Raw genomic sequence first — 13,030 nt, forward strand, 5'->3', positions numbered from 1 at the left:
CCTGTTAATGACCTGATCTCAAAATTTGAGATCCGCAATATCTGTTCTAATGTTTTTGTACGGTTTGTTTAGTGAACCTGCCACGCATTTTTTATGTGATAAGGGAAAACTGTGGCACCAATAAGAATGGCATCAAACCTTTTGTCAAAATCCTGATAAAAGGGGTTTTGTTTTAAATAATATTCTGCTGTGCGAATGATCCGTTTTTGTTGTTTTTGGTGAATTGCTTGGGAAGCTGTTTCCACACTTTTTCTTTTTTTAATTTCCAAGAAACATATCAGTGATCTTTTTTTTGCGATGAGATCAATTTCGCCGACCTTGGTTTTATAGTTTCGGGCAAGAATTTGGTATCCCTTGCACCGTAAATACATCGCTGCAATTGTTTCTGCATAGCGGCCTGTCGTATAGCTGTTCTTTTTGGATTTGTTTAAAAAGAAACGGGACATTTAACGATCTTTGGAAAGTTCCAGTGCGCGTTGATAAACTTTCTTTTTAGGCAAGCCAGTGGCTGTACTGACCAAAGCGGCGGCATCCCTGAGTGAATTGTTTTCCAAAGCACTTCTAATCTGATCGTCTAGGTCCTGTTCGGTTAATTCGTTGGATTTTGTATTATCTTGCCCAACAACAACGACGATCTCGCCTTTGGGATTTCCTGCTTCGGCATAATATTCTACCAATTCTTTGAGGTTTCCACGGCGTACTTCTTCAAACTTCTTAGTCAGTTCGCGTGTTACCGCGGCGGAGCGATTCCCAAGGACGTTGTACATATCGGCTAAAGAGCCGGCCAAGCGGTGTGTAGATTCGAAAAATATAAGCGTAGAGGGAATCGAGATTAGTTCTTTTAGGGCCTTACAACGTGCTCCTGTTTTGTTGGGAAGAAAGCCATTGAAGAAAAAGCGGTCCGTTGGAAGGCCGGACAAGATAAGGGCATTAATCGGGGCTGAAGCGCCAGGAATAGACGTTAAGGTGATACCTTCTTCATGGGCACTGTTCGCCAGTTTGTAACCTGGATCTGATATCAGGGGTGTTCCTGCATCAGAAACCAAGGCCACGACATTGCCTTTTTTTACCTTTTCAATAAGTTTAGGTCTTACTTTGTCAGCATTATGCTCGTGATAGGCGACCAAAGGGGCTGTAAAGCCAAAGGCTTGGGCAAGCTTTTTGGTGACACGTGTGTCTTCACAGGCGATAAGGTCTGCGGCGGCAAGAATTTTTTTTGCACGGTCCGTAATATCCCCCATGTTGCCGATTGGGGTGGCAACGAGGTAAAGTGCTGGTTCAGGTTTATCACTGCTTGGGGCGGGGCGACTGTTGGCTTGTTCCTCGGTAAGTGTTTTATTAGTCCCTTCGGACTTGGTGACAGGATGATTTTGAGAGGATGACTGTTTTGAGCTCAACGTTGGCAACTTTCTTTGTTGTAAAAGGCATGGGTATTAGCCGTTGGCTTGTTTCCCTACCAGCGATCATCTTGCTTTCTATTCTGATCTCTGGTTGTCAGACAACCATGAAAAAGGGGCCGGACGCAACGGCAGAAACCCCAGAGGTTGAAGAAAGTCAGTCAGAGTCTGTGCAAAACACTGTAGAGCCGGAAATTACGGAACCAGAAATTATTGAAGAGATCGATCCCTTCGCGGACCTTGATACGGCAGAAACTGTTGTAATCAGCGAGAGGCGAACAAAAGTCGGGTTTCTCTTACCGTTGAGTGGCCGCCACAAGGCCATTGGTGAATCTCTACTAAATGCGGCGCAACTTGCATTGTTTGATGTGTCCGGCGAAAAATTTGATCTGGTGGTGCGAGATACAGCGGGCACACCAACAGGTGCGCGCATGGCAATGGAATCGCTTGTTAATGAACAGGTTGATCTGGTGATCGGCCCTCTATTTGCGACATCTGTTTCTGCCATCACTCCCTTGGCTCGTCAGGCGGGAATTAATGTCCTTTCTTTCTCGAACGATCAGGCTGTGGCTGGCGATGGTATTTATGTGTTGGGGCTAACACCGGAAGAACAAATCAGACGTGTCGTGAATTATGCCGCAGCTCAGGGCATTCGACGGGTTGCTGTTTTTGCCCCTGATAACGATTATGGTCGGCGTATTGTCAGCGCGTTGCAAATTCAATCTTATGGATCAGGCGTAGAATTAACGCGGCTTGGTTTTTTCAATCCATCAGCCCCTGATCTAGAAGAGAAAGTAAAGGCGATTGCCAATTACAATGCACGCCATCAGTCTCTTCTGGACCATAAAGCAACGTTGAAAGCCCGGGGCGACGCAGCGTCACGAAGAGCGCTTGCGCGGCTTCGTGGTCGCGATACGCTTAGTCCGCCAAATTATGAAGCTATTATTATTCCTACGGGTGGCAAGCAATTGTTAACGATTGCGCCGTTACTGAACTATTATGATGTTGATCCTAATCAGGTGAAATATCTTGGTACAGCCCTGTGGAATAACCCCAAGCTTGGTCGTGAACCGGCACTGGTTGGTAGTTGGTATGCTGCCCCTTCCCCGGTGCATTGGGAAAGCTTTAAAGATCGTTACAAAGTACTATATGGCCAGACGCCACCCCGTATCGTGACACTTGCTTATGATTCCGTTGCTCTGGCAGCCGTTATTGCCCGTCAGGCCGAAAGCCAATCCACTGCTGTGAACTATTCGAAGAGCCTTTTGACTAATTCACAAGGTTTTGCCGGTCTTGATGGTGTTTTCCGTCTTCATGCAGATGGGCGGAGTGAACGCGGTTTGGCTATTTTGTCGTTGGAGCGTGATTTGATCAATGTTGTTGATCCTGCCCCGGCAAGCTTTACACCTTTGGTTAATTGATCATAAGTGGCTTGGTTATCTAAAGATCATCGAAAGTAGAATTGTGGCGATAGAAGACCATCAAAATTGTCAGCCAGTTATTTCTGATGCCCTAGGAGAAGAAAGTTGCTGTCAGAGACTTCCCGAACTTGGAGGTAGGGGTATTGAGAGCTTGAGCAACATCTTCAAGACTTTGGGTGACGAAGGCCGGTTACGGCTTTGCCTGTGTTGTTTCGAGCATCCTTGTTCTGTAAGTGAGCTTTCAGAGGCTACAGGGCAATCTCAGTCGCTGACCAGCCACAATCTACGCCACCTCAGAGACGCGCGGATCTTGGTGTCTAAAAAAGCTGGACGCCATGTTCATTATGAATTGGCAGATGAACATATCCGCCATGTCATTGCAGACATGGCACACCATGTTCTGGAAGATCTCGATTAAGATAAAGTAACAGCAACAATTGATACAAAATACCTGCTAGCGGCTTTTTACACGCGCTGTATAGTGAGGGCATATTTAATTCTATTGTGGACTGTGTATGCCTTCGTCGTTTCTTTTGTCTGTTCTTGGAATTGGCATTCCCGCCTTGGTGATCCTGTGGGCTATATTTGCCTATAACCGGTTGGTGAAATACCGTCAGCAAGTTTCTGAAGGTTGGAGCGGTATTGATGTTCAGCTAAAAAAGCGAAGCAACTTGATCCCCAATCTGGTCAAGGTTGTTAAGGGATACGCCGCACACGAAAAATCCACGCTAACCGATGTTACGGAATTGAGAGCACAGTGTGTGAGTTTTTCTGGAAGCGGTGTTGATAAGCGTGGGGAGGTCGAAGGAGGCCTTGCGTCTGCCTTGACGAGGTTGCTTTTGGTTGCGGAAAATTATCCGGATCTAAAAGCAGATAATAGCTTTCTTGATCTTCAATCCACCCTGACAGAAGTTGAAAATGATATTGAGATGGCGCGTCGGTATTATAACGGGGCCGTGCGATTGATGAACGTTTCTGTCGAAAGCTTTCCGAGTAACTTAATCGCAAAACAGTTTTGCTTTACCCGCGCAGAGTATTTTCAGCTGGAAAATTCAGATGGCCGGCAGGCACCAGGAGTACAACTATGAACGATCAAATTTTTCGTAAGTGGAACTTTGGGGCTTTGTTGCTTGGAGCGTTGATCCTATTTGCGCCATCTTTTGTATTGGCTGATGAACGGATTAAGCTATTAGTTTCTGACATTGCTGTTCAAGAAGATAGCAGTTTGAGAATTACAGAAACAATAACAGTTCGTGCTGAGGGTAAAAATATAGCAAGGGGAATTTATAGAGATTTTCCCACTAAATACAAAGTTCTGGGTAAGGATTATTCGGTTGGATTTCAGCTCTATTCTGTTGCGCGAGACGGACAGAATGAAGATTACCATATAAAAGATCTTAGCAATGGTATCCGCCTTTATTTGGGGCGGTCTGATTACCTATTACCACCGGGTGAATATACCTATGAAATTACCTACATAACGACGCGCCAACTCACGCATCTGGATACGATGGATGAGCTGTACTGGAATGTAACTGGTAATGATTGGAATTTTCCTATTGATAAAGTCGTTGCAAACATCGATCTCCCGACTGGTGCGAATGTGATACATTCTATTGGCTATACAGGGTATCAAGGCGAGGATGGAAGTGACTATGAATCAAATTTAACTTCGGACGGAATTTCATTTACGACGACACGTTTTTTACAAGTTAGCGAAGGTTTTACGGTAGCCGTTAGTTGGCCAACTGGCTTTGTCCGAGTCCCGGATAACCTTGAGCAAGCTGAAAGCGATGCTGAAGACAATACCAGCTTCTTGATTGGGATTGTGACGCTGGTTATTGTCACGATCTATTATGCTGTTGTGTGGTTTTATGCGGGTCGTGATCCTGCGGCTGGTATTGTTATACCCCTTTTTAAAGGTCCAAAAAATATTTCCCCTGCGGCGGCTGGGTATCTGAACCATTTAGGGTTTCGGAAAGGTTATAGCCAGAAAACAGCATTCGTTGTCGCGCTGACAAGTCTGGCAACGAAGGGATATATAACAATCAATCAGAGCAAAAGTGACTATTCCCTGAAGAGAACAGAAAAAGCAGATCTGGATAGTTTACCACGAGGGGAATGGACGATCATTGACCGACTACTGCCTGATCCTGAAGATGAATATAAATTAAAGCGGAAATACGATTCCAGATTTGCCTCTGTGGTGAGTTTTTTTGGGGAAGAGGTAAGCGGTGAGTATGGATCGGGTTATTTTGCAGCAAACACTGGTAAATGGCTTATCGGATTTTTAATTGGGCTTGGCGGCGTTATTATGTCACTGGCCTATGCTGGGGGAGATCTCATCGTCCCGGCACTGTTCTTTATGGCCTTCTTTGGTATTTTTTCCGGGGTTATTTTACCACCTTTGTGCAGGATCCTGTCTGAACGAATGGCAAAGTCCGGGCTTCCAAAAAACATTGCCGCGCTTTTGCCTTTGGCCATTTTTTTGGTGATCCCCTACTGTTCTTTATCTGTAGGAGAACTAGTTACCGATCAGGCCTTCTCAGCTGAAAATTACGGTATTGTTCTTTTGATTTTTACCGTCACGCTGGTTTTTAGCTATTTGATGGAAGCCCCAAGTGTCAAGGGACAGAAAATTCTTGATCAATTGGAAGGCTATAAGCTGTACCTATCTGTTGCCGAAGGAGAGCGACTGTCTGCTATTGGTCCAGAACCTAATTTTAATGAGCATGTGTTTGAGCAGCATTTACCCTTTGCGATGGCTCTTGGGGTCGAAGATCAATGGTCAGAAAGATTACAAAGCTATCTGGCCATTATGAATCAGGCCCCGATGGATTATAAACCACGCTGGTATAGTGGGGATTCCTTTTCCCGTAGCTCAAGCTCTATTGCCAGTGGGCTAACAAGTGGTATCGGGCATACGATTTCTTCTGCTTCAAGTCCGCCAAGCTCGTCGTCTAGTAGTTCATCAAGTGGTGGTGGGTCTTCCGGTGGCGGCGGCGGCGGCGGCGGTGGTGGCGGTTGGTAAGATGCTGCTTTCAGTATTGAACTTAATTTTCCCACGGTCTCTTGACTTAATTTAAGTATGAATATAATTTCATATGAATAATTTTTCATATTTAGGTTGGTTATGGCGCAAACACTTTTATTTGTAGATTATATGCCCGAAGCTGAAAGCTGTGGGGATTGTCGGGATCGAATTAGCAAAAGGCTCGAATCTTTGCCTGGGCTGTCTTCTTTTGTGGTTTCCCGCAAGGCTGTCTCTTGGGTTGGGGGCGAGGATATTAAGGATGCGATTATTGCTATAATCGCGGAAATTAAAGAGCTCCACCATCATATGGTCTGGATAATCAGTGGTATGGATTGCCCTAGTTGCGCAAAATCAATCGAAAAAGCAGTCGACAGATTACCGGGTATTCATACGGCGCGAATTTCTTTTGCACGAGAACGCTTGAACACAGATTTTAACCCGAGCGAAGTTACTCAAGACGATATACAAAAGGTTGTTACGGGCTTGGGTTTTGGTCTGACTGAAGTCGTCGACGGCAATTTGGCTAAGGTAAAAAGAAGTTCAAGCTGTTGCTCTTCCTCGCAGACCCAGAGTCAAACACCGACAGCAATTTCAAATGGTTCTGATTTTGGTCATTTTGATCAGGTTAAAGCATTCTTGAGTGGAAGTGCTGGTAAGATGTTTATTGCGGGCGTTGCGCTAGTTGTTGCGGTGGTGTTGGCACAGTTTAACGCGGAAAATGCACGTGTTTATTATAGTGTCGCGGCTTTAGCTGGTTTGATTCCCATTTTTCTCAATACCGTACGATCTATTCGTTTTGGCCAGTATTTTGGTATCCAAACTTTGATGACGGTTGCTGCGATTGGGGCTTTGCTTCTGGGCGAAGCCCTCGAAGCATCAATGGTGTTATTCCTCTTTTTAATTGGTGAAGCCTTGGAGCAGCGGGCCGCGAATAAAGCGCGAGAAGGCGTGACGCTACTGCTTGATCTCCAGCCTAAAGTTGCCCGGCTGGTTCAAGGGAACGATCGTCGGGAAGTCCCAGCTGAGGACTTGTCTGTTGGTGATGTAATTGAAGTCCGCCCGGGTGAAAGATTACCTGCTGATGGGATTGTTCTTAATCAGATGGCGATTTTGGACGAAGCTGCTCTGACGGGTGAATCTATTCCCCGAAACAGAGATGTAGATGACACAGCACAGGCTGGAGCCCTTGTTCTTGAGAAACTTGCAACCTTTCGTGTGACGTCGGAAGCTGGTGATAACACGTTGGATCGTATCATCAGGTTGATCGAAGAATCAGAGGAACACAAAGCCCCTGTTGCACGTTTTATTGATCGCTTCTCATCTTGGTACACACCGGCAATGATGCTTGTTGCGTTGTTGGTTGCCGTGATTCCCCCGCTATTATTCAACGGAATTTGGGAGGCTTGGATATACAAGGCTCTTACGTTGTTAATTATTTCCTGCCCCTGTGCGCTGGTTATTTCAGTGCCAGCTGCTGTCACATCATCTCTTGCGGCTTCGGCTCGGAGAGGGTTGTTGATTAAAGGCGGGGCAGCCCTAGAGTTGTTGTCCCGAGCTAAAACCATGGCCTTTGATAAAACGGGTACGCTGACTGAAGGCAAGCCACAGGTTACAGATGTTATTGCACAGGACGATGCGGCAGAGATGATCCGCTTGACTGCGGCTGTTGAGAGAGGATCAAGTCATCCGTTGGCTGAAGCTGTTGTTCGTTATACCGAAGATCAAGGCATAGAGATTCCGGCTGTAACAGAGGCCCAATCCATAACCGGAAAGGCAGCTTTGGGCAATGTCGAAGGACGTATGGTTGCTGTCGGATCTACGGATTATTTTGCAGAACAACTATCTGAAAATGCAAAGATTTATGAACAGGCACAGGGACTTTTGGCGCAGGGTAAAACCGTTGTTGTTGTGATAATTGATAATGTCCTTGCCGGGGTTTTGGCTTTACGTGATGAACCGCGTGAAGAAGCCAAGGATACCCTGGGCCAATTGCAGGAGCTTGGTATTGAAACCATTATGCTTACCGGGGATAACCCGAAAACCGGCAAAGCGTTGGGGAGTGAGCTAGGGCTTACTGTAAAAGCAGGTTTGATGCCTCAGGATAAGCTCAGGGAAATCGAAGCGTTGCGGGCTAAAGGTACTGTGGTGATGGTTGGTGATGGCATAAACGATGCCCCTGCGCTTAAAGTTGCCGATGTTGGTATCGCAATGGGGGGCGGTACTGATGTTGCTCTGGAAGCGGCTGATATTGCGTTGATGCAAAATAAACTACAGGACCTGCCAGTATTGATTCGTCGTGGACGTCAGACCATGTCGAATATTCACCAAAATGTTGCTTTGGCGCTGGGCCTCAAGGGTATTTTTTTGATGACAACCTTGTTTGGCGTGACAGGGCTTTGGATGGCTGTGTTGGCTGATACGGGGGCGACGGTATTGGTGACCTTGAACGCTTTGCGGCTGTTGCGAAATTCCCCTGATTAGGCCGCAGGTGATTAGGTCGCAGGTTTATTTTCTTCGAAGCCTTTGGGTAGGTCCGCGATGTGCTTGTATTTTTCGAACTGTTGAAAGATGAGATTCAGGCGTTCTTCAGGGGATGGGGGATGCTTGGGGTCTAACAAAGGTTCACAGAGCGGATCCAAGGCAGAATTTTGAAACTCGAGCGAGAGACTTAATCTTGGGGTTTTGGCATTTCTGTGGCTTCGACCACCCCAGTGATAGAGATCCTGTCGCCACCCTAATATTGACCCAGCTTTGGCGGGGAGGCAGAGAATGTCCTGTAAGGCAATTTCAGATGGATCTGTAACCGGAGCCGGATAATCTTTCTCACAGCTAAGCGGGAGAACGGACATACAGCCGTTTTCAGGCGTTGCATCCGTTAAGGGGACCCAAAGACTCAGTGAGACTAACATTTCCTGTCCATAGAGTTCGATCACTGATTGATCGGCGCTGTCTCTGTGTGGTGGCCAGCCTTTTGCTTTGCCGGGGATGATGTACCAAGCCCAAAAATGGGGAAGGACGCTGTAATTATCCCCCAGGAAATTTTGCAAGAGCGCTCGCAATCGGAAAAACAGTTCCCAAGATTCGTCGTAAAGATAAATAAATGCCTGTGGCAGATTATGGTGATGAAGTTCCTCCATTGCCTGACGAAGGGGCGCTATATCCTGTTCTGTAAAAACATTTTGGCAATCCAGGTATCCGTCTTGCCATAACGAATCAGATGCGCTGGACAGTAGATTGTCGTCAATCGTTTGAGTAGGAGTTGCGTTCAGGTGATTCGAGCTGATAGTGAGATGTGGATTGATATCGCGCCAAAAAGATATGCTATTAAGTTGCTTTTTTGTGAAGTGACTCACAGCTAAATCCTGACGTTAAAACGCTGGTTATCTATTTATATGCTGGGCTAATGCAGCATCTAGAATGGCTGAGACCATTGCTCTTGCCGTATCTTCCAGCAATTTCCCATCGTCAGCCTTTGGCCCTTCAAGTTTCTCTAGCTTGTAGCTTTCCGGGAGATCCTCAATTCCAGTAGCTTTGACATCCGGGTGTTCTTTTAGTTCTGCTATCAGAGAGATACAGCCTTTCCATTTATGGGTCAGAGTCTTGATAACGCGGTCTTTATCGACGGCAATGTCGTTCCACTTTTCATCAGTGCTCAAGTCCTCAAAACCTGGTCTTTTGGAAGCCTGCTGATAAATAATGGCGGCGGCTTTTTCTAGGTGTAGCATGCATAAATCCTCTATTTATTGCCTTGTCTCATCTGTTTGATGATCAGGCAAGTTATAGATAGGCTAAATCTTTGAGGTTGAGTGACGTGATGCTTCGAAATGTCCCTCGGGAGTAAGAAGAGAATAGCAGTAAGTCATAAAATATGACGGTAAGTCTTTGGCTGGGGCATTATTTTGTGCGTAGGGAAGAATCAGTCGTAAATAATCACAGGTCTCTTCGTCTCGATAAAAGATTTTCCATATCTGCGGAGCCGAAGCCAGAAAGGTTGTCTTAAACTCTTCAAAATGCTCATGATAGATTTGGCTTGGGGTGCCATCAAGGATGCTTTTACCGCGAAGATCTTCGTTTGAAGAGGATGAAATCTCGGTACCATCAAGCCGGTATATGAAGTCCAGGGGATCTTTCTGAATTTCCACAACACAAAACCGACCAAGGTGTTTACGATACCTTAAGGGATCCATCTCGTTTTTATAGGGGTTACCTTGAGCAGGCTTATGATCTTGCCATATCTTCAATATGCGAAGGATTTCGTCAGGGGCATCTGAGAAATCTAAGAGTGAAGAGGAATAATCATAGTTAGCCATGGCTATTTTTGAAATGATTTAGCAGGCTTGTCAACGTGGATAGAATGATGTTCTTGCGAGAAGGATTTCTTTTTGTGGTTTTGGCGTAATTCCCGACCTGCAGGATGATTATGTCAATAGGTAGGAGAGTACGCTGTTAAGCCGGGTTCTGCCTTCAACTGTGGCTCGTATTCTCTTGTTATCAAGAGATAGCAAGCTTTCTTGTACAAGTTGATTCACTTTATCGGGTTGAATCAGATCTGTCAGATTCTGACCTGTTTCATCCCGGACATCTTCTAGTTTAATACCTTCGCTCAAACGCAACCCCATCATGAGCATTTCTTCAAAACGTTCCGTAGTCGAAATGGAACTGTGTGTTCGAGTTGCATGACCAGCTTGCTCTACTGTACTGAGCCAAATTTCTGGTGCTCTGTGCTGCCGTGTCGCGATTTTGTTTCCTAAAGGCGTGTTGTCTGCCAATGTCAGTCGTCCATGAGCTCCGGGGCCGATGCCGATATAATCGCCGTATTTCCAATAGGTTATGTTATGGCGGCTTTCTTCCCCGGGATTGGCATAGTTTGATATTTCATAGTTGGGCAATCCGTGACGTGCCATAACATTGTTGGTGACATCGTATAGTTCGGCTGCAATGTCAGGGTTGAGTTCTTTAAGCTCGCCACGACGGCGCGCGCCATGAAACGGTGTATTTTCTTCAATTGTTAACTGATAGAGAGAAAGATGCTTGGTGCCTTCGTTTAGGGCCCGCTCTAGCTCGTCTTCCCAGCTTTTTTTCTCTTGCTTAGGACGGGCGTAGATCAGATCAAAAGAAAAGCGTTCAAAATTCTGCCGGGCGACATCAATCGCTTTGAGAGCTTCTGCAGCAGAATGCTCCCGCCCTAAGAACTGGAGATCCTGATCATTTAAGGACTGAATCCCCAACGATACGCGATTGATACCTGCTTGGGCGAAGGCAGCGAACTTATCTGATTCAACAGAAGTTGGGTTGGCTTCTAGTGTAATTTCAAGGTCATTCGTACAGGGCCAGTGTTTTCGAATTCTTTGAATCAATCCTTCGGCAGTTTCAGGCGCCATGAGAGAAGGTGTGCCACCGCCGAAAAATACTGAGCTGACAATTCTGCCTTCGCCGCCAGATTTCTTCAATAAGTCGGCGTAATGATCAAGTTCTTGTAAAAGGGCTGTACGCCATCGTTTCTGAGAAACTTCTTCGCGGACGTGGCTGTTGAAATCGCAATAGGGGCACTTTTTCAAGCAAAAGGGCCAGTGTATATAGATACCAAATCCGCGCCGTGCGGCAGCGGGAAGGGAAGAGCCGGAACTTGGAGTGTTTATCAAAACGCAGTCCCTTTAGAAGTCAGCCAGAAATGAGTTTAAACTAGTGCTGACTAGTTTAGCACGGTGAATTCAGTCTCGTTTAAAAGCCAGTAAAGTTGATACGAAGACTTTGGTTCAGGCCTTAGGGGTGAATTTTTCGGCAACAAGCAAAGCAAAGGCACGGGCACGATGACTCATTGAATGTTTGCGTGCTGGATCCATCTCACCGAATGTTATTGTCTCACCATCAGCTTGAAAAATAGGGTCATAACCAAAACCCTGCAGACCGCGCGCCGGATGGACAATAGTGCCATCAACGCGACCTTCGAAGACTTCTGTTGTGCCATCAGGCCAAGCAAGGCAAAGAGCGCATACAAAATATGCCGCACGTGTGTCATTACCTGTTTTTGCTGCTTTTTGCAGTTCTTCTTCGACCTTTTCCATTGCCAAAGAAAAATCTTTTTCAGGCCCGGCCCAACGCGCAGAATAGATACCGGGGGCACCATTCAAGGCAACCACAGCTAGACCACTGTCGTCTGACAGAGCAGGTAGATCGGATCCTTTTGCAGCGGCAAGCGCCTTTATTTCCGCATTTGCTGCAAAGGTTTCCCCATCTTCGACAGGTTCTGGCAAGCCAAGATCTCCGGCTGAAATAACGTCAACGCCATAGGGAGCCAAAAGCTCGGCTATTTCGCGTAATTTTCCCGGATTATGACTGGCGAGAACAAGTTTACTATCTCGTAGAGTCTTCTCTGGGAATGTTTTTTCAGCCTGAGTCATGAGTTTTTTCCTGCTTGTCTTTCTGGTCGTATCTTTTTCTAACGGTCTTTTTACGCGCCAGAGATAGTCTGTTTTTGTAATTCTACAAGCTCAGATACACCCTTTTCCGCAAGGTCGAGCAGCGCGTTGAACTCATCGCGAGAAAAAGGCTTCTCTTCGGCTGTTCCCTGAATTTCAACAACGCCGAGGCCGCCTGTCAGGACAAAGTTTGAATCTGCTTGAGCATTGGAATCTTCGGGATAATCAAGATCCAAAACGGGAGTGCCTTCGAAAATACCGCAAGAAATAGCTGCAACGTGGTCTGTCAGCGGAATTTCTTCGATCATGCCTAGTTTCTTCATGTGCTGAAATGCAAGATGGAGAGCAACAAAGCCGCCTGTGATGGACGCTGTTCGTGTGCCACCATCGGCCTGTAGAACGTCACAGTCAATTTTGATCTGGCGTTCGCCAAAGCCTGACATATCAGCAACCGCACGCAGAGAACGGCCGATCAGACGCTGGATTTCCTGTGTCCGGCCAGACTGTTTGCCGCGGGCGGCTTCCCGGTTTGAACGGCTATGGGTTGCGCGGGGAAGCATACCGTATTCGGCAGTGATCCATCCCTTTCCAGAATTGCGAAGCCATGGTGGTGTACTGTCTTCGACTGATGCTGTGCAAAGCACGTGCGTATCACCGAATTTAATCAGACAAGATCCTTCGGCATGTTTGCTGAAGTTGGTTTCAATAGTAACCTGACGCATTTGGTCAGGAGTACGGCCTGATGGACGCATGATTAGC

13 protein-coding genes are annotated in these 13,030 nt (G+C 46.4%); 5 read left to right on the forward strand and 8 right to left on the reverse strand.

Features of this window, described 5'->3' with window-relative positions; genetic code table 11:
- Positions 1 to 68: 68 nt before the first annotated feature.
- A complete protein-coding gene (locus ACN0W5_RS00915; protein WP_417452398.1) occupies positions 69 to 446 on the reverse strand; it encodes a YraN family protein in 378 nt (125 codons plus the stop codon).
- Entirely contained in the window at positions 447 to 1,397 is a 951-nt protein-coding gene (gene rsmI / locus ACN0W5_RS00920; protein ID WP_417452399.1) for a 16S rRNA (cytidine(1402)-2'-O)-methyltransferase, read from the reverse strand. It abuts the gene before it with no gap.
- Between rsmI and ACN0W5_RS00925 the strand changes: the two genes are divergently transcribed.
- The 5 genes from ACN0W5_RS00925 (at position 1,388) to ACN0W5_RS00945 (ending at position 8,333) form a co-directional block, all read left to right on the forward strand.
- Positions 1,388 to 2,818 carry a penicillin-binding protein activator gene (locus ACN0W5_RS00925; protein WP_417452400.1) on the forward strand — a complete coding sequence of 477 codons (1,431 nt, stop codon included), beginning with the start codon at positions 1,388 to 1,390 and terminating at the stop codon, positions 2,816 to 2,818. The two genes, rsmI and ACN0W5_RS00925, sit on opposite strands and share 10 nt — an antisense overlap.
- A 151-nt stretch (positions 2,819 to 2,969) precedes the next feature.
- Positions 2,970 to 3,236, forward strand: a complete 267-nt coding sequence (locus ACN0W5_RS00930; RefSeq protein WP_417452401.1) for an ArsR/SmtB family transcription factor — start codon at positions 2,970 to 2,972, stop codon at positions 3,234 to 3,236.
- 97 nt (positions 3,237 to 3,333) lie between these two features.
- Positions 3,334 to 3,906, forward strand: a complete 573-nt coding sequence (locus ACN0W5_RS00935) for a LemA family protein (protein ID WP_417452402.1) — start codon at positions 3,334 to 3,336, stop codon at positions 3,904 to 3,906.
- On the forward strand, positions 3,903 to 5,849 hold the full coding sequence (locus ACN0W5_RS00940; protein ID WP_417452403.1) for a DUF2207 domain-containing protein: 1,947 nt from the start codon (positions 3,903 to 3,905) through the stop codon (positions 5,847 to 5,849). Before ACN0W5_RS00935 ends, ACN0W5_RS00940 begins: the two co-directional genes overlap by 4 nt.
- A 102-nt stretch (positions 5,850 to 5,951) precedes the next feature.
- Entirely contained in the window at positions 5,952 to 8,333 is a 2,382-nt protein-coding gene (locus ACN0W5_RS00945; RefSeq protein ID WP_417452404.1) for a heavy metal translocating P-type ATPase, read from the forward strand.
- Between the two features lie 11 nt (positions 8,334 to 8,344).
- On the opposite strand, the gene ACN0W5_RS00950 is transcribed toward ACN0W5_RS00945, so the two are convergent.
- The 6 genes from ACN0W5_RS00950 to rph form a co-directional block, all read right to left on the reverse strand.
- Positions 8,345 to 9,205 carry a phytanoyl-CoA dioxygenase family protein gene (locus ACN0W5_RS00950; protein WP_417452405.1) on the reverse strand — a complete coding sequence of 287 codons (861 nt, stop codon included), beginning with the start codon at positions 9,203 to 9,205 and terminating at the stop codon, positions 8,345 to 8,347.
- Positions 9,206 to 9,232: 27 nt separating this feature from the next.
- Positions 9,233 to 9,577 carry a hypothetical protein gene (locus ACN0W5_RS00955; RefSeq protein ID WP_417452406.1) on the reverse strand — a complete coding sequence of 115 codons (345 nt, stop codon included), beginning with the start codon at positions 9,575 to 9,577 and terminating at the stop codon, positions 9,233 to 9,235.
- 63 nt (positions 9,578 to 9,640) lie between these two features.
- Positions 9,641 to 10,162, reverse strand: a complete 522-nt coding sequence (locus ACN0W5_RS00960) for a PAS domain-containing protein (protein ID WP_417452407.1) — start codon at positions 10,160 to 10,162, stop codon at positions 9,641 to 9,643.
- Positions 10,163 to 10,270: 108 nt separating this feature from the next.
- On the reverse strand, positions 10,271 to 11,494 hold the full coding sequence (gene hemW, locus ACN0W5_RS00965) for a radical SAM family heme chaperone HemW (protein WP_417452408.1): 1,224 nt from the start codon (positions 11,492 to 11,494) through the stop codon (positions 10,271 to 10,273).
- Positions 11,495 to 11,608: 114 nt separating this feature from the next.
- The gene (gene rdgB / locus ACN0W5_RS00970; RefSeq protein ID WP_417452409.1) at positions 11,609 to 12,253 is read right to left on the reverse strand and encodes an RdgB/HAM1 family non-canonical purine NTP pyrophosphatase; all 645 of its coding nucleotides are present in this window, start codon (positions 12,251 to 12,253) and stop codon (positions 11,609 to 11,611) included.
- Positions 12,254 to 12,303: 50 nt separating this feature from the next.
- On the reverse strand, positions 12,304 to 13,023 hold the full coding sequence (rph, locus tag ACN0W5_RS00975; RefSeq protein ID WP_417452410.1) for a ribonuclease PH: 720 nt from the start codon (positions 13,021 to 13,023) through the stop codon (positions 12,304 to 12,306).
- Between the last annotated feature and the right edge of the window lie 7 nt (positions 13,024 to 13,030).

It is taken from the genome of Kiloniella sp. (assembly GCF_048270245.1).
Lineage (GTDB): Bacteria > Pseudomonadota > Alphaproteobacteria > Kiloniellales > Kiloniellaceae > Kiloniella.